Annotated in this window: 16 protein-coding genes; 9 read left to right on the top strand and 7 right to left on the bottom strand. The window is 45.2% G+C overall.

Annotated elements, in window-relative coordinates; all coding sequences use genetic code 11:
* Positions 1–42: 42 nt before the first annotated feature.
* Entirely contained in the window at positions 43–1,044 is a 1,002-nt protein-coding gene (menC, locus tag AB3F25_RS06780; protein WP_373603105.1) for an o-succinylbenzoate synthase, read from the bottom strand.
* A 213-nt stretch (positions 1,045–1,257) separates the two neighbouring features.
* Positions 1,258–2,115 (bottom strand): 1,4-dihydroxy-2-naphthoyl-CoA synthase, encoded by an 858-nt coding sequence (gene menB / locus AB3F25_RS06775; protein WP_373603104.1) that lies wholly within the window; start codon positions 2,113–2,115, stop codon positions 1,258–1,260.
* A 145-nt stretch (positions 2,116–2,260) separates the two neighbouring features.
* On the opposite strand from menB, the gene AB3F25_RS06770 reads away from it, so the two are divergent.
* The 3 genes from AB3F25_RS06770 to AB3F25_RS06760 all read left to right on the top strand — a co-directional run bounded on the left by AB3F25_RS06770 (position 2,261) and on the right by AB3F25_RS06760 (position 5,096).
* Positions 2,261–2,830, top strand: coding sequence for a DUF5358 domain-containing protein (locus tag AB3F25_RS06770; RefSeq protein WP_373603103.1), 570 nt, complete (start codon positions 2,261–2,263; stop codon positions 2,828–2,830).
* Between the two features lie 199 nt (positions 2,831–3,029).
* Positions 3,030–4,688 (top strand): phospho-sugar mutase, encoded by a 1,659-nt coding sequence (locus tag AB3F25_RS06765; protein ID WP_373603102.1) that lies wholly within the window; start codon positions 3,030–3,032, stop codon positions 4,686–4,688.
* A gap of 75 nt (positions 4,689–4,763) precedes the next feature.
* Positions 4,764–5,096, top strand: coding sequence for a multidrug efflux SMR transporter (locus AB3F25_RS06760; protein WP_373603101.1), 333 nt, complete (start codon positions 4,764–4,766; stop codon positions 5,094–5,096).
* 407 nt (positions 5,097–5,503) lie between these two features.
* On the opposite strand, the gene rho is transcribed toward AB3F25_RS06760, so the two are convergent.
* Positions 5,504–6,766, bottom strand: coding sequence for a transcription termination factor Rho (rho, locus tag AB3F25_RS06755; protein ID WP_373603100.1), 1,263 nt, complete (start codon positions 6,764–6,766; stop codon positions 5,504–5,506).
* 274 nt (positions 6,767–7,040) lie between these two features.
* Here rho and argH point away from each other — a divergent pair, with 274 nt between their 5' ends.
* The 6 genes from argH (at position 7,041) to AB3F25_RS06725 (ending at position 15,150) form a co-directional block, all read left to right on the top strand.
* The gene (argH, locus tag AB3F25_RS06750; protein ID WP_373603099.1) at positions 7,041–8,447 is read left to right on the top strand and encodes an argininosuccinate lyase; all 1,407 of its coding nucleotides are present in this window, start codon (positions 7,041–7,043) and stop codon (positions 8,445–8,447) included.
* Positions 8,448–8,667: 220 nt separating this feature from the next.
* On the top strand, positions 8,668–10,848 hold the full coding sequence (gene uvrD, locus AB3F25_RS06745) for a DNA helicase II (protein WP_373603098.1): 2,181 nt from the start codon (positions 8,668–8,670) through the stop codon (positions 10,846–10,848).
* Between the two features lie 393 nt (positions 10,849–11,241).
* The gene (locus AB3F25_RS06740; RefSeq protein ID WP_373603097.1) at positions 11,242–12,243 is read left to right on the top strand and encodes an ABC transporter permease subunit; all 1,002 of its coding nucleotides are present in this window, start codon (positions 11,242–11,244) and stop codon (positions 12,241–12,243) included.
* A gap of 12 nt (positions 12,244–12,255) precedes the next feature.
* On the top strand, positions 12,256–13,143 hold the full coding sequence (locus AB3F25_RS06735) for an ABC transporter permease subunit (RefSeq protein ID WP_373603096.1): 888 nt from the start codon (positions 12,256–12,258) through the stop codon (positions 13,141–13,143).
* Between the two features lie 9 nt (positions 13,144–13,152).
* Positions 13,153–14,145 (top strand): dipeptide ABC transporter ATP-binding protein, encoded by a 993-nt coding sequence (gene dppD, locus AB3F25_RS06730; protein WP_373603095.1) that lies wholly within the window; start codon positions 13,153–13,155, stop codon positions 14,143–14,145.
* 3 nt (positions 14,146–14,148) lie between these two features.
* Positions 14,149–15,150, top strand: coding sequence for a peptide ABC transporter ATP-binding protein (locus AB3F25_RS06725; RefSeq protein WP_373603094.1), 1,002 nt, complete (start codon positions 14,149–14,151; stop codon positions 15,148–15,150).
* A 231-nt stretch (positions 15,151–15,381) separates the two neighbouring features.
* Here the strand turns inward: AB3F25_RS06725 and AB3F25_RS06720 are convergent, their stop codons facing one another.
* From AB3F25_RS06720 to udk, 4 genes are read right to left on the bottom strand one after another with little or no spacing between them, the layout of a single operon-like run.
* Positions 15,382–16,554, bottom strand: coding sequence for a sugar transporter (locus AB3F25_RS06720; protein WP_373603093.1), 1,173 nt, complete (start codon positions 16,552–16,554; stop codon positions 15,382–15,384).
* Positions 16,554–17,741: an AsmA-like C-terminal region-containing protein gene (locus AB3F25_RS06715; RefSeq protein ID WP_373603092.1), complete on the bottom strand. Its 1,188-nt coding sequence runs from the start codon at positions 17,739–17,741 to the stop codon at positions 16,554–16,556. The genes AB3F25_RS06720 and AB3F25_RS06715 overlap by 1 nt, the downstream gene beginning before the upstream one ends.
* Complete coding sequence (gene dcd, locus AB3F25_RS06710; RefSeq protein WP_373603091.1) at positions 17,742–18,326, bottom strand: dCTP deaminase; 585 nt, start codon at positions 18,324–18,326, stop codon at positions 17,742–17,744.
* Positions 18,327–18,334: 8 nt separating this feature from the next.
* Positions 18,335–18,976: a uridine kinase gene (gene udk, locus AB3F25_RS06705; protein ID WP_373603090.1), complete on the bottom strand. Its 642-nt coding sequence runs from the start codon at positions 18,974–18,976 to the stop codon at positions 18,335–18,337.
* Positions 18,977–19,097: the final 121 nt, after the last annotated feature.

Here is a 19,097-nt window from a genome sequence, read left to right as displayed (position 1 = left end):
GGTTTGAGGATTATACTGATTTTTAATCAAACGGTGGTCGAATCAGATAATTTTAGTGATAAATTCGGAATCAAGATCAATTAATGGCAAAGTCGAACCCGGCCATGGGCGAAGCACTTGATACGCCATTAAGTCGAGGGTATCCAAACCCGGCGTCACATTCGGTGTGTATTGTTGCGCCAGGCGTGCCAATTGGGTTAAACCGAGGCTGCTTTCAATACTTGAACTGAGCACCGCATTGAGCCCCAATGCGCGCGCTTGATTAATTAATGCCACGCAACGCTCGATAGAACCGATTAGCGTTGGTTTAATCACAATAGCCACTAAGTACGGACGATTTTCTGCCAGTGTCGCTATATCGAAATTTGGGTCGCGTAAGGTTTCGTCCCACGCCACGGGAATACCGGTTTGCGCGGCGAATTGCAGGCTCAGTGCGGTGCTCTTACAAGGTTCCTCCAAAAATTGAATACGAGCGCGATGTTCGGGCTTCACTTTAGCCGCAAATTGCAGCGCTTTTTCCAATGCCCAACGACGATTGGCGTCTAAACGCAATTGTAAATCGGGAATGGCTTCTAAAAACATATCGGCAATTAAACCGTCACGATTGGCTTCGTACATACCGACTTTCATTTTCGCGACTTTTTCACCTTCAATGGCGGCCAGTTCGGCATAAAGTTCATCAGGATCGCCGTAGCAAAGCGGTGCTGTATTAAAATTTGCCGCTTCTTTTAAATAACCTTTCATTTCATCCATCGCGCAACTGATGCCGAAAGCGACGGATGGATAAGTACCATCCAAGGGAACGCGTGGCGCGTCGCAACTCGCTTGTTGCCAATTTGTCAGCCATTTGATGGCTTGTTCTTGTGCTTGCTCGAGCGTTTCTTCGCTAAAACCGGGTAAGGGCGCGATTTCTCCCCAGCCGTCACGACTGCAACTGACGCGCACTAATAAACCTTCGCGACGCTTAAGAAAACGATCACCGAGAATGAACTGGCTATCGACGGGAATGGAATAGCGATAAAGATTGAAAGATTTGTTTGCCATGGCTTTCTCCCAATATAAAGGTGCAGTCAAAATTTATGAAATTACGTAGCTGTTGCACAAGGCTGAAATGACCTCATAAAATAGCACCGCATTGAAGCGGCTTCCAATGCAGTGCTATTTTGTGACTTGAACTCATACTTCATTCGGAGAGTTTGTGCATTAGCATAGTACCGAAAATTCCTGAAGATTTTTAACCGCGTTTTGAAATATGAATTAAGGATTACGTCTGAATTTGCTGAAATCCGGCGCACGTTTTTCGTTGAACGCGTTGCGGCCTTCTTGTCCTTCCTCGGTCATATAGAACAACATGGTTGCGTTACCGGCCAATTCTTGTAGACCCGCTTGTCCGTCGCAATCCGCGTTCAATGCGGCTTTTAAGCAACGGAGCGCAATCGGACTGTTGCGCAACATTTCGCGACACCAACGCACGGTTTCTTTTTCAAGATCAGCATAAGGCACGACGGTATTGACTAAGCCCATATCTAAGGCTTCTTGCGCATTATATTGACGACATAAAAACCAAATTTCGCGTGCTTTTTTCTGACCGACTAAGCGCGCCATATAGCTTGCGCCCCAACCGCCGTCAAATGAACCCACTTTCGGACCGGTTTGACCGAAAATCGCGTTGTCCGCCGCAATGGTTAAATCGCAAAGCATGTGTAATACGTGGCCGCCGCCGATAGCGTAACCCGCTACCATCGCTACCACCGGTTTCGGGCAGGTGCGAATATCGCGTTGGAAATCCAATACGTTTAAATGATGCACGCCGCTTTCGTCTTTGTAACCGCCGTAATCGCCGCGGACTTTTTGGTCACCGCCGGAACAGAACGCTTTTTCGCCTTCACCGGTTAGCACGATAACACCGATTTTTTCGTCAAAACGGGCATCGGCAAAAGCGGTGATCATTTCTTTCACGGTTTGAGGACGGAACGCGTTACGCACTTCCGGACGATTAATGGTGATTTTCGCGATCCCGTCGGCGGATTTGTGATAACGAATGTCGCTGTAACCTTCGCTGTGATCAACCCACTCGACAGGGGCGTAAAGGACGTCATCTTTTGGATTTTGCATGAGAATACCTTTTAATTTGAGACAAAAAAACGCGGCCATTATAGCGGAAATTCGGTGGATTCGGAAAACTAAATTCATTTCGCGCTTTATCTCTTTTTCGCTTATTGTTAGAATCTCGGCCATTTGAAAAAAACAAGGATTTAAAATGAAATATATCGCGACATTCACAATGAGTTTATTACTTGCTGCTTGTAGTCTTTTTGGCGCGTCACAATCGCCGATTCCCGGCGAATTCGCCGGTGCGGATTATCAACTTTCCGACAAAGACGCCAAACTTTGGGCGATTGCCAGCAAGCAAGCGGAACAGTGTATTTACCCAAATTTAACGCGCATTCAACAACAACATTTTGCCAAAGAAGACAGCTATATCCATTCGCAATATGTGTTTTTCTATCCGTTGGAAAAAATCATCGGCGAAGATTATGTGAAAATCATTCAACAAGATGAAAAATCTATGAATTACGCCACCTACCAATTCAAAAAATTCCGCACTGAAGTGGGCGAAATTGAGCCCTTAGAGGCGAAAACCTGTCAGGTTCTTCGCAGCCAAGCGCGCGACGATTTGGACGTGGTGAAAGGCCAATATAAAGACGGCATGGTGGATGACAGCAAAAACGAAGATGGTACGTCGAAGAAAAGTGGCGACGGCATTGCCACCAACCAGAACAAATTCTTCTTTGATATTATCAAATGGGGCTCGGCACTGTTGCTGTGAGCACCGCATTGGAACCGGTAAAATCAAGGCTTGCAAGAAACGGCATACGAGAAAATCGAATGCCGTTTTTTATGAGCGATGGGCGGTACGAAAAGTGTTATTTAGATCAAAGTTTCACTAAATAGGCGTTTAAATTTTACCGTTTTTCCGCTAGTCTATCCGCAATTCGTAATTGTCTTTTAACTTAGGAAGGTGAACTATGACAACTCTCTTCAATATAGCTCAAAATTGGTTGAATCAAGATCCTGATGCAGAAACCCGCGCGGAGTTAAACACACTTTTAAATGCGGCGAAAGCGGGCGATAAAGCAGCGGAAACGGAATTACAGGCGCGTTTTGATGGACGCTTACAATTCGGTACCGCCGGTTTGCGCGGTCGTTTGCAAGCGGGTTCCATGGGCATGAACCGTGTGTTGGTGGCGCAGGCTGCCGGCGGTTTGGCATTGTTCTTAAAAGAATACGACCAACAACCTTCCATTGTGATTGGCTACGACGGACGTAAAAACTCCGATGTGTTCGCGCGCGATACCGCCGAAATTATGGCAGGTGCCGGTATCAAAGCTTATTTATTACCGCGCAAATTACCGACACCGGTACTGGCTTACGCCATTCAATATTTCGACACTACCGCCGGTGTGATGGTCACCGCCAGCCATAACCCACCGGAAGATAATGGTTACAAAGTGTATTTAGGCAAAGCGAACGGCGGTGGGCAAATCGTTTCACCGGCAGATCAACAAATCGCGGCGTTAATTGATAAGGTCGCCGCCGGTAGCGTGAAAGATTTACCGCGCAGTCAGGAATATGTGGTATTAGACGACGCCGTGGTGGATGCCTATATTGCAAAAACCGCCTCTCTCGCCAAAGAGCCACAAGCAAATATTAACTATGTTTATACCGCCATGCATGGCGTGGGTTACGAAGTGTTGAGCAAAACCTTGGCAAAAGCGGGATTGCCGCAACCGCATATTGTTGCCGAACAAGTATGGCCGGACGGTACGTTCCCGACCGTCAACTTCCCGAATCCGGAAGAAAAAGGCGCGTTGGATTTGGCGATTAAAATAGCAAAAGAAAACAACGCCGAATTTATTATTGCGAATGATCCCGACGCCGATCGACTGGCGGTGGCCGTGCCTGATGCGCAAGGCAACTGGAAACCGCTGCACGGCAATGTGGTTGGTTGTTTCTTAGGCTGGTATTTGGCAAAACAATATCATGTACAAGGCAAAAAAGGCATATTCGCTTGCTCCTTAGTTTCCTCGCCTGCGCTGGCGGAAATTGCCAAACGCTATGGTTTTGAATCACAAGAAACGCTCACCGGGTTTAAATATATCGGTAAAGTGCAAGGCTTGTTATTCGGCTTTGAAGAAGCCCTCGGTTATTTGGTGGACCCGGATAAAGTGCGCGACAAAGATGGCATTTCCGCCGCCATCATGTTCTTGGATTTAGTCCGTAATCTGAAAAAACAAGGCAAAACCCTAGCGGATTACGCGGCGGAATTCACCAAAGAATTCGGCGCTTATGTAAGTGGACAAATTTCTATTCGCGTAAGCGATCTGTCTGAAATTGGCAAATTAATGAGCGCATTTCGCAATAATCCGCCTAGTGTAATCGGCGGTGTGAATGTGGCGCAATTTATCGATCACACCAAAACTGATCGCCAAAGTGACATTCTGGTGTTCGTGCTGGAAAATGGTAGTCGTCTCATCGCCCGTCCGTCCGGTACGGAACCGAAAATCAAGTTCTACCTCGACGCCCGCGGTAGCGATCCGAAACATGCCGAACAAGTGCTTGCTGCATTTGACGAAGCCGTACGCAATATTCTTCGTCAAGCCGAATTTGGTAAACAAGATTGTTAAGAACATATTTGTTTAAGCGGAAGAGGCGCAGACTGCGCCTCTTTTTTATGAGGACTTTTCTTTTATGAGGAATCAATGAACCCTTGGATTTTACTCGCGTTCTCCATTTGTCTGGAAATCGTCGCAACCAATTTACTAAAACTAAGCGACGGTTTTACAAAATCGTTACCAACGGTCGGCTCGTTAGGCCTTTATGCCGTATCTTTTTATTTGGTTTCCATTGTTTTCCGTACGTTACCGGTCGGCTTGGTTTATGCGATTTGGTCAGGTGTGGGCATTGTTTTGACTACGCTTGTCGCCTATTTTGTCTTCGGGCAAAGAATTGATACGGCGGGCCTCATCGGCATCGGCTTAATTATTGCCGGCGTGTTGGTAATTAATTTATTTTCCACTGCGTCTCATTCATAAAAAGTGACCTTTGCTTTTTTCAAAATGTAAGATTAAAGCTCAACTGAATGCTGTAAATATGTAAAAACGGCTTTTGAGTCGGAACGTGGATTGGCATTCCAAAATAGCACCGCATTGGAGCCGCTTCCAATGCGGTGCTATTTTGTGAGTGTAATTTTCCGCTTTGTGCGACCATCACATCATTTCAAAATTATGCTTATCGCTTAAGCTAGAAACACTTTGAAAATTAAAGAAAACAATCGGTCACAAGATTAAGCCTAAAATCGATTTGATTTTGTTGACCGAGAATCACAGGCATACCAAGCCAAACAAAAAGGATCGAGTACTGGATTACAGCGCCCGATCCTCTAATTAAATGCGACGAATTGTGCAGAGGCCGCACAGTTATTTTTCTTTTGTGTTTTGAATTATGAGCGTTTCATAATTTCAAAAAATTCTTCGTTAGTTTTGGCCATGCCAAGTTTGTCAATGAGCCATTCCATCGCTTCCACTTCGCCCATCGGATTAAGGATTTTGCGTAGAATCCACATTTTTTGTAACTCATCAGGAGCGGTGAGCAAGTCCTCTTTACGGGTGCCGGAGCGGTTGAAGTCGATTGCCGGGAACACGCGTTTTTCCGCGATTTTACGGGATAGGTGCAATTCCATGTTACCGGTGCCTTTAAATTCCTCGAAGATTACTTCGTCCATTTTTGAGCCGGTATCCACTAACGCGGTAGCGATAATAGTTAGGCTGCCGCCTTCTTCCACGTTACGCGCCGCGCCGAAGAAACGTTTTGGACGATGTAACGCGTTGGCGTCCACCCCACCGGATAAAATTTTACCGGATGCCGGAGTGACGGTATTGTAAGCACGCGCCAAACGGGTAATGGAGTCAAGCAAAATGACCACGTCTTTTTTGTGTTCGACGGAACGTTTGGCTTTTTCGATCACCATTTCCGCCACTTGAACGTGACGGGTTGCCGGTTCGTCGAAGGTAGAAGCAATCACTTCGCCTTTTACGGAGCGTTGCATTTCCGTTACTTCTTCCGGGCGCTCATCGATCAATAATACGATAAGTTCGACATCAGGGTAATTATGGGTAATGCTTTGCGCGATATTTTGCAGCAACATAGTTTTACCCGCTTTCGGCGGCGCCACGATTAAACCGCGCTGACCTTTCCCAATCGGAGAGGCTAAATCTAAAATGCGGGCGGTTAAATCTTCGGTAGAGCCGTTGCCGCGTTCCATTTTTAAACGGGAATTGGCATGTAATGGGGTTAAGTTTTCGAAAAGGATTTTGCTGCGGGAAACTTCCGGTTTGTCGTCATTGACTTGATCTACTTTGAGGAGGGCAAAATAGCGTTCGCCTTCTTTCGGCGGTCGAATTTTTCCTTCGATTTTGTCTCCGGTTTGCAAATTGAAGCGACGAATTTGGCTTGGGCTGACATAAATATCGTCAGGGCCGGCTAAATAGGAACTGTCTGCCGAACGGAGGAAGCCAAAGCCATCCGGTAAAATTTCCAATACGCCGCCGCCGAAGATGTCTTCACCGCCTTTTGCGTGTTGTTTTAAAATGGCAAAGACAATATCTTGCTTGCGCAAACGCGCTAAATTTTCTAGGCCCATTTGCTCTTCGCCGAGTTTCACGAGATCGGAAACAGGCATATTTTTAAGTTCTGTTAAATGCATAATGAATAATCGTTGGAATGAATGAGAGTTGAGTGAATGAATGGAGGACTGGCGTCCAAAAAGCGGTGCGTAAGGTATCACTAAAACCGCGTGGTGTCTAGTTCTTGTTATAAAAAAATCAGGCATTTTTATGATGTGGTGAGGGAGATTTTGAGGAAGTTTTTTATTTTCTGAAGTAAAACTTGATTTGTGCATATTTATGCATAATAATGTAATAAATAATTACTTTGCTTGGCCGTTTGGGCGGTCGCATATAAGACATAGAGGAAATATTATGGCACTTTGGGGTGGACGTTTTACGCAGGCTGCAGACAAGCGTTTTAAAGATTTTAACGATTCATTACGTTTTGATTTCCGTTTGGCGGAACAAGATATTGCCGGTTCTATCGGTTGGTCAAAAGCCTTGGTAAAAGTGAATGTATTGAAGCAAGAAGAGCAACAACAGTTGGAGCAAGCGTTAAACGAATTATTAATTGAAGTGCGCTCGAATCCGCAAGCGATTTTGCAAGACGATGCGGAAGATATTCACAGCTGGGTGGAAAGTAAACTCATCGATAAAGTAGGCAATTTGGGTAAAAAATTACATACCGGCCGTAGCCGTAACGACCAAGTAGCCCTTGATATCAAATTGTGGTGCAAAGAGCGCGTAATTGAATTGCAAGATTCCATCCGCAATTTGCAACGACATTTGGTGCAAACTGCGGAAAATACGCAAGATGCTGTTATGCCGGGTTACACCCATTTGCAACGTGCGCAACCGATTACTTTTGCACATTGGTGCATGGCATACGTAGAAATGTTTGAACGCGATTACGGCCGTCTGGCCGATGCGTACAAACGTATGAACAGTTGCCCGCTTGGTAGCGGTGCGCTTGCCGGTACCGCGTATGCGGTAGATCGCGAGGCGTTGGCACAAGATTTGGGTTTTGCCTTCGCGACGCGTAACAGCCTGGACAGCGTGTCCGACCGCGATCATATCGTCGAATTACTTTCAACCGCTGCATTAAGTATGGCGCATCTTTCCCGCTTTGCAGAAGATATGATTATTTTCAATAGCGGCGAAGCAAATTTCGTGGAATTATCCGATCGTGTTACGTCCGGTTCTTCTTTAATGCCGCAAAAGAAAAATCCGGATGCATGCGAATTAATCCGCGGCAAAGCAGGCCGCGTAATGGGGGCGTTAACCGGTATGTTAATGACTTTAAAAGGTTTGCCGTTGGCCTATAACAAAGATATGCAGGAAGATAAAGAAGGCATTTTTGACGCTTTAGATACGTGGCAAGATTGCGTTGATATGGCGACCTTTGTGTTAGACGAATTGAAAGTAAATGTGGAACGCACTCGTGAAGCGGCGTTAAAGGGCTATTCTAATGCAACGGAGCTTGCCGATTATTTGGTGGCAAAAGGTGTACCGTTCCGTGACTCGCATCATATCGTGGGCGAAACCGTGGTTTACGCAATTAAAAAAGGCAAAGGCTTGGAAGATTTAACTATTCCGGAATTCCGCCAATTCAGTGAAGTCGTGGGTGATGATGTGTACGAAATTCTTTCACTTCAATCTTGCTTGAATAAACGTTGTGCCAAAGGCGGCGTTTCGCCGTTGCGCGTCGCTGAAGCAATTGCCGAAGCTAAAGTGCGATTTTGCGAAGATTACAATGAAACGGCGGCGATCCGGAAATAAACTTCCGGCGTTTGTATCGCGTAACAGCACCGCATTGGAACTTGCTCCAATGCGGTGCTATTTTTTATGTTCGACAATGCCTTTTCCGATGTGCTTTGCAGATTCGCAAGAAGGCATCAATCAAGCACCAAAATCGGCCACGGACGACGAATTCCTCATTGTCTAACCGTCAAAATATCACTATAATCCCCTGTAAATTTACACAGATAAAATAAACAAAATGGACATTTCCGAATTACTTGACGGTTTGAATGATAAACAACGGGAAGCGGTCGGCGCGCCGTTGGGCAATTATTTGGTGTTGGCGGGCGCAGGGAGCGGTAAAACCCGTGTGTTGACCCATCGAATTGCATGGCTTGTCGCTGTGGAAAATATTTCCGAAGGCAGCATTATGGCGGTAACGTTCACCAACAAAGCTGCAGCTGAAATGCGGCACCGCATTCAAACCACCTTGGGCAAGTATTCTCAAACGAACTTATTCGGTATGTGGATCGGCACTTTTCACAGCATCGCGCACCGCTTGTTACGCGCGCATCATTTAGATGTGGGGTTGCCGCAAGATTTCCAAATTCTGGATTCGGAAGATCAGCTGCGTTTGTTAAAACGTTTGTTAAAACTGCACAACTACGACGAAAAAGCGTTTCCGCCGAAGCAGGCTTGTTGGTACATCAACAATAAAAAAGACGAGGGTTTGCGGCCGCACGAAATTGAAGATTTTAACGATCGCCAAGAACGCGAATGGATTAAGATTTATCAGATTTATCAAGATACTTGTGATCGCGCCGGCCTCGTGGATTTTGCCGAGCTTTTAATTCGCGCTTATGAATTGTTTGATAAAAAACCGTTGATTTTACAGCGTTATCAGCAGCGCTTCCGACATATTTTGGTGGACGAGTTCCAGGATACCAACAAAATCCAATACCAATGGATCAAAATTCTGGCGGGGCAAACCGGCAATGTGATGATTGTGGGTGATGACGATCAATCCATTTACGGTTGGCGCGGTGCGCAGATCGAAAATATCCAAAAATTTTTGAAAGATTTTAAAGCAGAAACCATTCGACTTGAGCAAAATTACCGTTCTACCGCCAATATCCTAAACAGTGCGAACGAATTGATTGCTAACAACGGCGATCGCCTCGGTAAGAATTTATGGACGGACGGTGAAAAAGGCGAGCCTGTGGGCATTTACGCCGCCTTCAATGAATTAGATGAAGCTAAATTTGTGGCTTCGCAAATTCAAGATTGGGTGGATAACGGCGGAAAACTAGACGATTGCGCGGTGCTTTATCGCAGTAACAGCCAGTCGCGTGTGATTGAAGAAGCCTTGATTCGTTGCCAAATTCCTTATCGAATTTACGGCGGAATGCGATTCTTTGAACGCCAAGAAATCAAAGATGCTTTAGCCTATTTACGTTTGATTAATAATCGCCAAGACGATGCGGCATTTGAACGCGTGATTAATACGCCGACACGCGGTATTGGCGAGCGCACGTTAGAAGTGTTGCGTCATCTCACGCGCGAACGCCAAATTACCTTATGGCAAGCGGTACAAGTGGCGACACAAGAAAATAGGCTGACCGGGCGCGCTTCCACCGCATTATTACGATTCCAAGAATTAATTAATTCTTTGCAACTTGACACTGCCGAAATGCCACTTTTTGCCCAAACGGATTTTGTGATTAAACATTCCGGTTTATACGATATGTATCAGCAAGAAAAAGGCGAAAAGGGAGAAGTACGGATTGAAAACTTGGAAGAGTTGGTGAGTGCAACCCGTGAATTTGTAAAACCTGATGAAGCCGAAGAAATGACGGATCTCACTGCCTTTTTAACCCACGCCTCCCTTGAAGCGGGCGAAGAGCAAGCGTCACCGCATCAATCCAGCGTGGAAATGATGACGTTGCACTCGGCAAAAGGTTTAGAGTTTCCTCGCGTGTTTATGGTGGGGGTAGAAGAAGGCCTGTTCCCGAGTTTTCGTTCTTTTGAAGAGCCGGGGCGCTTGGAAGAAGAGCGCCGTTTGGCTTACGTGGGGATTACGCGCGCAAAACAAAAATTGACGATTTCTTATGCCGAAAGTCGTCGTTTGTATGCGAAAGAAGAACGCCATTTGCCGTCGCGTTTTATTGCCGAGTTACCGCAAGAATGCATTCAAGAAATTCGTTTACGCGGCACGGTGACACGTGCGATGAATTTGGCGAAAGTCGGTTCGCTGTCTCATTCAAATCCAAACGAAAACGAATGGAAAATGGGACAAAAAGTGAAACACGAGAAATTCGGCTTTGGCACGGTGATTAATGTGGAAGGTTCGGATAACAACACGCGTCTGCAAATCGCATTCCAAGCGCAGGGAATTAAGTGGTTGATTGCGCATTTGGCGAAATTGGAAAAAGTGCGGTAATTTTACCTTGTATTAAATCATGCTTGTTCCGGCTAACGTGAAATAATTTTAACCCGCTTGTCGGTTTTGGGCGGAAACAGCACCGCATTGGAGGCGCTTTCAATGCGGTGCTATTTTTACCTTTCAACGAATCCTTCGAGCTTTTAGCCGGCTTATATCGCCCGTCAATTCTCTGATTAATCGCTGCGCTAATCGACTTCATATTGATTACGTAATACCGCTTATTCCGGCGTTACGATATGCCGAAAAGGAATGATTGATAACAACAGGTAATTTGGAAAAATACCGACAAGTACGGTAGAATCTGGCGGTTTTTAATGTTTCCCATTGATGTTGAAGAGAAAAGTGCGGTCAATTTTTAACCGCATTTTTTGTTATTTGTTGAGTGATTGAATGTTTAAATTTATTTTCAAACGTATTTTAATGGTGATTCCTACTTTCATTGCGATTACTTTTATCACCTTTGCGCTTGTTCATTTTATTCCCGGCGATCCGGTGGAGATTATGATGGGCGAGCGCGGTTTAACGCCGGAAGTTCATCAGCAAATGATCCATCAACTTGGCCTTGATCTGCCTTTGTATCAGCAATATTTCAATTACATCGGCAATGTGATTCGAGGAGATTTCGGTTCCTCTTTTCGCACTCAGCAACCTGTCATTTCGGAATTCTTTACGCTTTTTCCGGCAACGGCGGAATTGGCGTTTTTTGCGCTGTTTTGGTCGTTACTGGGGGGCATTATTTTCGGCACTTTTGCGGCGATAAAAAAAGAGAGCTGGATTTCACATACGGTGACGGCTGTATCACTGACGGGTTATTCCATGCCGATTTTCTGGTGGGGGTTGATTCTGATTTTATACGTTTCGCCGCTCTTAGGTTTGCCGCAAGGCGGACGCTTAGAAAATGATTTTTGGATCGATACACCGACCGGTTTTATGCTGATTGATACTTGGCTTTCCGGTGTGCCCGGCGCGTTTGAAAATGCGCTGAAATCGTTAATTCTTCCAGCCATTGTGCTTGGTACGATTCCGCTTGCGATTATTACTCGCATGACCCGTTCGGCAATGCTTGAAGTATTGGGCGAAGATTATATTCGCACGGCCAAAGCGAAAGGTTTAAGTTACTCCCGTATCGTGATTGTGCACGCTTTGCGTAATGCGTTGATTCCGGTGGTGACGGTAGTCGGACTGATTGTCGGGCAACTGCTTTCCGGTGCGGTGCTGACGGAAACGATCTTTTCTTGGCCGGGTATTGGTAAATGGATTATTGATGCGATTCACGCGCGCGATTATCCGGTGTTGCAAGGTTCGGTATTGATTATCGCCACCATTATTATTGCGGTGAATTTGACTATTGATTTACTTTACGGCGTGGTGAATCCGCGTATTCGTCATTAATTGGGAGAAATGATGGCAGACACGACTTCAATTTTAACGCCAAGAACGCCTTTGCAGGAATTTTGGTTTTATTTTAAACAAAATCGCGGAGCGTTAATCGGTTTAATTTTTATTCTTTTCATCGCGCTCATCAGTATTTTCGCGCCGTACATCGCGCCTTTTGATCCGGCGGAACAAAATCGCACCGCATTGCTACTGCCGCCCGCTTGGTATGAGGGCGGCAATCCCGCATATTTGCTCGGTACCGACGATATCGGCCGTGATATTTTTTCGCGCATTATTTATGGTACGCGGATTTCCGTTTTTGCCGGTCTTGTGATTGTGCTGCTGTCCTGTATTTTAGGTACCGGCCTTGGCTTATTTGCCGGCTATTACGGCGGTGTGTTGGATACGGTGATTGTGCGTCTGATCGATATTATGCTTGCTATTCCGAATTTGCTGTTGACGATTGTCGTGGTTTCGATTTTAGAGCCTTCATTAGCAAATGCCACCTTGGCCATTGCAGTGGTTTCCATTCCTAGTTATGTGCGCCTAACCCGTGCGGCGGTAATGAATGAAAAAAATCGCGATTATGTGATTTCTTCTAAAGTCGCAGGTGCAGGCGTTTTACGGTTAATGTTTATTGTGATTTTGCCGAACTGTCTGGCGCCGTTAATCGTACAAATGACGATGGGGATTTCCAACGCGATTTTAGAATTGGCGACACTTGGCTTTTTGGGCATCGGGGCGAAACCGCCGACACCGGAACTCGGCACGATGCTATCTGAAGCGCGCAGTTTTATGCAGGCGGCGAACTGGCTGGTAACGATTCCCGGCTTGGTGATTTTATCTCTTGTACTGGCTTTTAACTTAATGGGCGACGGCTTACGTGACGCGCTTGATCCGAAACTTAAACAATAGGAAAACAGAATGGCATTATTAGATGTAAAAGAACTTTCTGTTCATTTCGGCGATAAAAACGCACCTTTTAAAGCGGTGGATTGCATTAGTTATCAGGTGGAACAAGGCGAAGTGCTGGGTATTGTCGGCGAGTCAGGTTCGGGTAAATCGGTAAGTTCCTTGGCAATTATGGGGTTAATTGATTTCCCCGGACGAGTGTTGGCTGAAGAATTAACTTTTGAAAATCAAGATTTGCTTAAGCTTAACGATAAAGCAAAACGTCAACTGATTGGTGCCGACGTAGCAATGATTTTTCAAGACCCGATGACCAGCCTTAATCCCGCGTACACCATCGGTTTTCAAATTATGGAAGCCTTGCAAGCGCATGAGGGGGGAAGCCGAAAAACCAGACGCGAACGCACTTTGGCATTGTTACGTTTAGTCGGCATTCCTGATCCGGAATCCCGTATTGATGCGTATCCGCATCAATTGTCCGGCGGCATGAGCCAGCGCGTGATGATCGCGATGGCGATTGCCTGCAAGCCCAAATTATTGATCGCCGATGAACCGACCACCGCCTTGGATGTGACGATTCAAGCGCAAATTATGGATTTATTGCTCGATTTACAGAAAAAAGAATGTATGTCGTTGATTTTAATTACCCACGATTTAGCGCTCGTGGCTGAAGCCGCGCATCGCATTATTGTGATGTATGCCGGACAAGTGGTGGAGGAAGGTCGTGCGGAAGAGATTTTCCGTGAACCGAAACATCCTTACACGCAAGCGTTGTTGCATTCCTTGCCGGAATTTGCCGAAGGCAAGGCGCGTTTGGCATCGCTTCCCGGCGTGGTACCCGGACGTTATGATCGCCCGACCGGTTGTTTGCTTAACCCGCGTTGTCCGTATGCCACCGAGCATTGTCGTCGCGTAGAGCCGAAACAGCACCGCATTGGAATGCGCAAAGTGAAGTGCCATACGCCGTTGAATGCGCAAGGCAAACCGGTGGAGTATCAAGGAGAATAAACGATGACGATCGAAATTAAAGGAAATGCGCCATTGTCCGAGATGCCACTTTTACGTGCCGTCGGCTTAAAAAAGTATTATCCGGTAAAAAAAGGCTTGTTCGCCAAACCGCAGCAAGTGAAGGCTTTAGATGGCATTTCATTCCGCTTGGAACGAGGTAAAACCCTTGCTATTGTCGGGGAGTCCGGTTGTGGAAAATCGACACTCGGGCGTTTACTCACCATGATTGAAGAGCCAACGGAAGGTGAGCTTTATTACAACGGGCATAATTTTTTAGAAAAAGATAAGGCGACAAAAGCCTTGCGCCGCAAAAAAATTCAAATTGTCTTCCAGAATCCTTATGCGTCGCTTAATCCGCGTAAAAAAATCGGCTCGATTTTAGAAGAACCACTTATTATTAACACTAAACTTTCCGCTAAAGAACGCAGAGAAAAAGTGCTGTTGATGATGGCAAAAGTCGGTTTGCGGCCGGAATTTTATAACCGTTATCCACATATGTTTTCCGGCGGTCAACGCCAAAGAATCGCTATTGCGCGCGGCTTAATGCTTGAGCCGGATATCGTGGTGGCGGACGAACCGGTTTCCGCACTGGATGTGTCCGTGCGTGCGCAAGTGCTAAATTTGATGATGGATTTGCAGTCTGAACTCGGACTTTCTTATGTGTTCATTTCGCACGATCTTTCCGTGGTGGAACATATTGCCGACGAAGTGATGGTGATGTATCTGGGACGTTGTGTGGAACAAGGCTCGAGCGAGCAAATTTTTGCAAATCCGCAGCATCCTTACACGCAGGCTTTGCTTTCCGCCACGCCGCGTTTATCACCGTATTTACGCCGCCAACGTATAAAATTAACCGGTGAATTGCCTAGCCCGATTAATCCACCGCAAGGTTGCGCTTTTAATCCGCGCTGTTGGAAAGCCACGGAAAAATGTCGGGAAGCACAACCGAAATTGGAGCAATATCCGGACGGCAAATTGATAGCTTGTTTTCATGTTGACCGCTAAAAGGTTTCTAATCGGGTCGCTTGATACAGGCGTGGCAGTGGTTATTGCGACTTTTTTATTGTTACTCTTTTATTACTACTCTTCTTTAAAAATGGCGCCGTATTGAAATAGTACCGCATTGGAAGCCGTTCCAATGCGGTGCTATTTTGGAGAGTGAAATTTATATTTGGCGAACGATTCGTTAAAGCCGCGATATGGGCATGTTGCGCATGTGTTTCATGCCGGGGATTTTTAGCCGTTTTGTTCGTGATAACGTACATTAACGAACACAAAGACGGCGAGTCCGACGATGGCCGTGAGTGCACCGGCAAAGCCGATATATTCAAGTCCGATGTGGCGCATCATTTGGCTGCCAAGCAAGGCGCCGCCACCGATCCCTGCATTAAAAATGCCCGAATAAATAGCCGTGGCGACATCTGTCGCATCGGGGGCAAATTGCAGTACGCGCATTTGTAGCGAAAGTCCGATGCAAGCGATGCCGATTCCCCAAATGAAAGCGAGCGTAAACATGGTGAGTTTGTAATCCGCCGAGACAAGCAATAGTGCGAGCGAAACGACTAATAAGCTCATCGCACCGAGAATAAATTGAGTCGGACCGAAGCGATATAGGCGATTAAATAGTAAGCTGGCAATCACGCCGGAAACACCGAAAACGAGCAAGATTATGGTTGCGAGATTCGGATCCAATTGCCCAATTTGAATCATGAACGGTTCGATATAGGTGTAAGCGGTAAAGTGCGCCGCGACAAGGATGAGGGTGGTAATATAAATCCCGATCAATAACGGACGTTTCGCCAATAACGGTAAACTTGCCAAGGAACCGGCATTTTTGCTTGGTAAATTCGGCAAAAGGCGAATAATTAAGAACATCGCAGCTAACGCTAATATGCCAATTACAGCAAAAGTGACACGCCATCCAACGAATTGGCCGATTATGCGGCCCAGCGGTAAGCCCAAAATCGTAGCCAGCGAAGAACCGATGGCAAGCATACCGAGGGCTTGGGTTTTCTTATTTTTCGGTGCGATGCGCATGACCAAAGAAGCCGTAATCGACCAAAATATGGCGTGTGCTAATGCAATGCACATTCGCGCAATGAGCAAAATCCAAAAATTCCACGCGATAATCGAAACGAGATGTCCGATAATAAAAATCACAAAAAGCTTAATTAGCAAGCTTTTACGTTCCATTTTTCCGGTCAACAGCATTCCCGGTAATGACGTGAGCAACACTGTCCAAGCATAAACCGTAATCATCAATCCGACTTCCGAGGTCTGCATCTCAAAACTTTGTGCAATATCGGTTAATAACGCAACCGGTACGAATTCCGTGGTATTAAAAATAAAAGCGGCGCAAGCCATTACCGCTACACGCCAATATTGAATGGATTCGATTTTTTTAAACATTAATTTAATTTCTCTTTAAGTAAATCTTTTAATTGCTTTCTAAAAAATTTATTAAATTCAATTTTATATTGAGGGGAATAACAACTGTCGAAAAAATGAATTGGCAAGGTGAAATCTTTATATTTTTCATCGGCAGATGATAAGTTTAATATTGCATCGCATTGCATGGTATGTAAATTAATTAAACCGTTTCCTCGGCCTAAAAGCTCGGGTGTTATTAGATTAAATTTATTCACGCGCAGCAAATTGTTGTCCAAGGAAAGTTGAGAATCAAGCCGTTCGAATGCGGTGCTCATTCGTCTCTTCGATAAATCGCCGCGGTAGTTTATGGGCCAATATTGCGTGACTAAGTCTAATAAGTTCATACCTAAAATTTCGCCATCACGCGCATTAAAATCAAATGTTCCTTGGATTAATTCCGAATTATTAAATGCCAGTCGAATGTTAAAATCCGTCGTGCCGGTGAGCGCTTTGGGTAAATTAAGTAATGTGAGCAAACGTTCTGTCGGAAAATTTTTACCGGAAAAATTAACCGTACTTTGTTGCGCGATACTGTTGAATTTTAATACCGCAAGGCAATTTGTTGTGCAAATCGGCTTGATATAGCCGATTAATACTTTTTGCGGTTTAGAAAAATCGGCGTGAATTTCGATATAATCGAGCGCCTGTTCGTTTAGTTTTGCTCCGTCAATTTGCAACAGCGATTCACGATCTTGATGAAGGGCGAGATTGGCTTTATTAAAGGTAAAAGTATATTTTGTCGTTTTGCCGTAAATTGGTTTTGCCAGTTCAACCGAAATAAGATTCGCACCACTAAACAGAATTTCTTTTGTGAATAATTTATTTAGAGAAATATTAGCAAAACGCATCATTATTTTGGCGCTGTTTGTTGCGTTTTGAGTTAATTTTGCTTGTGCGATGGTGAACTCTTCAAGTTTTACGTCGCCCGCAAACAAAGGTAAAAGCGCCACTTTCCCTTCGGTTTGTGTTAAGGAAAACGTGTGATAATTTAATTGTTCGATGGAAAAATGAGGCTGTGGAATTAAACCGACTTTAAGGGATTTTACCGAAATATCGTGTTGTGCAAGTTGTTCAAGGAGTAAGCTTTTAGCTTGTTGAAGTTGAACATAAAAAAACGCAAAGATCGCAGCCACCACGATCGATAGACTTAGTGCGATCTTTTTCATTTATTTGTCCTCGCCGATACGGCTGGCGACGGCATTTTGTTGATTTTTGTATTTGGCATCTTTACGGCTGCTGTACGGACGCGCGGCCGCTCCGCTTAATACTTCAAAGCTCAGCGCGCCGATAATCATATTCGGGCGTAAAGCTAGCGGCAGTTTACCGGAATTGTAAAACTCTAATACGATTTTTCCTTCCCAACCCGGGTCAATGCGGTGCGCTGTGACATGTACCATTAAGCCCAGACGCGCTAAAGAAGAACGCCCGTCTAGCCAACCGATAATATTCGCCGGTAGTTTTACCGATTCCAAAGTGGTGGCAAGCGCCAACACGCCGGGGTGTAAGAAAAAGGCTTCATCGTCACCGATAATAATTTCATCGCTCATTACCGATTCCAGCTGCGCCGACACTTCATCTTTTGGACCGCTTAAATCAATGTAAGGTGCGGAATGTTCACGAAACACGCGAAAGGAATTTCCCAAACGTACATCAATCGTAGCACCATTGATTTTGTCGTTATCCGGACGCGGCGTTAAAGAAATAATGCCATCATTCAAGTAGCGTTCAATATCGGTGTCGCAAAGACGCATAATTTCTCCTATTTTTGATCCAGTAGATGTAAGATTTGAGCCTTTAACATATTAATTGCAATGCGGTTCTTGCCACCGCGCGGAATGACAATATCCGCATATTGTTTTGACGGCTCAATAAACTGCAAGAACATCGGGCGAACAGTCGCGCGGTATTGTTCAATGACGGATTGGAGTGAGCGACCGCGCTCTTCCATATCGCGTTGTAAACGACGAATAAAACAAATATCTAACGGGGTATCCACAAATACGGAAATATCCGCTTGTTGGCGTATTCGTTCGTCCGTGAGCAATAGAATACCTTCTAAAATCACGATTTTTTTCGGTGTGAAGTGAGTAGTTTCGTTCATTCGAGTATGTTCGACATAACTATAAACCGGTACATCTACCGCTTTGCCGGCTTTCAAATCTTGCAAATGTTTAATCAGTAAATCGCGATCCATCGAGTTTGGATGGTCATAGTTGGTTTTTATGCGCTCGTTCATTGCTAAATGGCTTTGATCTTTATAGTAGCTATCTTCCGCAATAATACCGATTTCTTCGCAACCTAATTCGTTACACAGTTCCTTGTGTACAGTGGAAGCAATGGAACTTTTTCCGGAAGCGGAAGCGCCGGTAATGGCAATGATGATACAAGATGAATCCGGCATAAATTTAACCTGATAGAAGAAGTAAAAATTCGTTGAATTATAAAGAAAAGCACGGTCTATTTCATCTTTATTTTCGGGATTACTTTTCAAAATTGTGAGAGTTATCACGGTATTGTTTTTT

Source organism: Aggregatibacter sp. HMT-949, from assembly GCF_041734645.1.
Classification (GTDB): domain Bacteria; phylum Pseudomonadota; class Gammaproteobacteria; order Enterobacterales; family Pasteurellaceae; genus Rodentibacter.
This window is presented reverse-complemented; position numbering and strand designations above follow the sequence as displayed.

What these genes read in the sequence shown, in the direction of transcription:
- menC (WP_373603105.1), bottom strand. Translation starts at nt 1,044, where the DNA reads ATGGCAAACAAATCTTTCAATCTTTATCGCTATTCCATTCCCGTCGAT.
- menB (WP_373603104.1), bottom strand. Translation starts at nt 2,115, where the DNA reads ATGCAAAATCCAAAAGATGACGTCCTTTACGCCCCTGTCGAGTGGGTT.
- AB3F25_RS06770 (WP_373603103.1), top strand. Translation starts at nt 2,261, where the DNA reads ATGAAATATATCGCGACATTCACAATGAGTTTATTACTTGCTGCTTGT.
- AB3F25_RS06765 (WP_373603102.1), top strand. Translation starts at nt 3,030, where the DNA reads ATGACAACTCTCTTCAATATAGCTCAAAATTGGTTGAATCAAGATCCT.
- AB3F25_RS06760 (WP_373603101.1), top strand. Translation starts at nt 4,764, where the DNA reads ATGAACCCTTGGATTTTACTCGCGTTCTCCATTTGTCTGGAAATCGTC.
- rho (WP_373603100.1), bottom strand. Translation starts at nt 6,766, where the DNA reads ATGCATTTAACAGAACTTAAAAATATGCCTGTTTCCGATCTCGTGAAA.
- argH (WP_373603099.1), top strand. Translation starts at nt 7,041, where the DNA reads ATGGCACTTTGGGGTGGACGTTTTACGCAGGCTGCAGACAAGCGTTTT.
- uvrD (WP_373603098.1), top strand. Translation starts at nt 8,668, where the DNA reads ATGGACATTTCCGAATTACTTGACGGTTTGAATGATAAACAACGGGAA.
- AB3F25_RS06740 (WP_373603097.1), top strand. Translation starts at nt 11,242, where the DNA reads ATGTTTAAATTTATTTTCAAACGTATTTTAATGGTGATTCCTACTTTC.
- AB3F25_RS06735 (WP_373603096.1), top strand. Translation starts at nt 12,256, where the DNA reads ATGGCAGACACGACTTCAATTTTAACGCCAAGAACGCCTTTGCAGGAA.
- dppD (WP_373603095.1), top strand. Translation starts at nt 13,153, where the DNA reads ATGGCATTATTAGATGTAAAAGAACTTTCTGTTCATTTCGGCGATAAA.
- AB3F25_RS06725 (WP_373603094.1), top strand. Translation starts at nt 14,149, where the DNA reads ATGACGATCGAAATTAAAGGAAATGCGCCATTGTCCGAGATGCCACTT.
- AB3F25_RS06720 (WP_373603093.1), bottom strand. Translation starts at nt 16,554, where the DNA reads ATGTTTAAAAAAATCGAATCCATTCAATATTGGCGTGTAGCGGTAATG.
- AB3F25_RS06715 (WP_373603092.1), bottom strand. Translation starts at nt 17,741, where the DNA reads ATGAAAAAGATCGCACTAAGTCTATCGATCGTGGTGGCTGCGATCTTT.
- dcd (WP_373603091.1), bottom strand. Translation starts at nt 18,326, where the DNA reads ATGCGTCTTTGCGACACCGATATTGAACGCTACTTGAATGATGGCATT.
- udk (WP_373603090.1), bottom strand. Translation starts at nt 18,976, where the DNA reads ATGCCGGATTCATCTTGTATCATCATTGCCATTACCGGCGCTTCCGCT.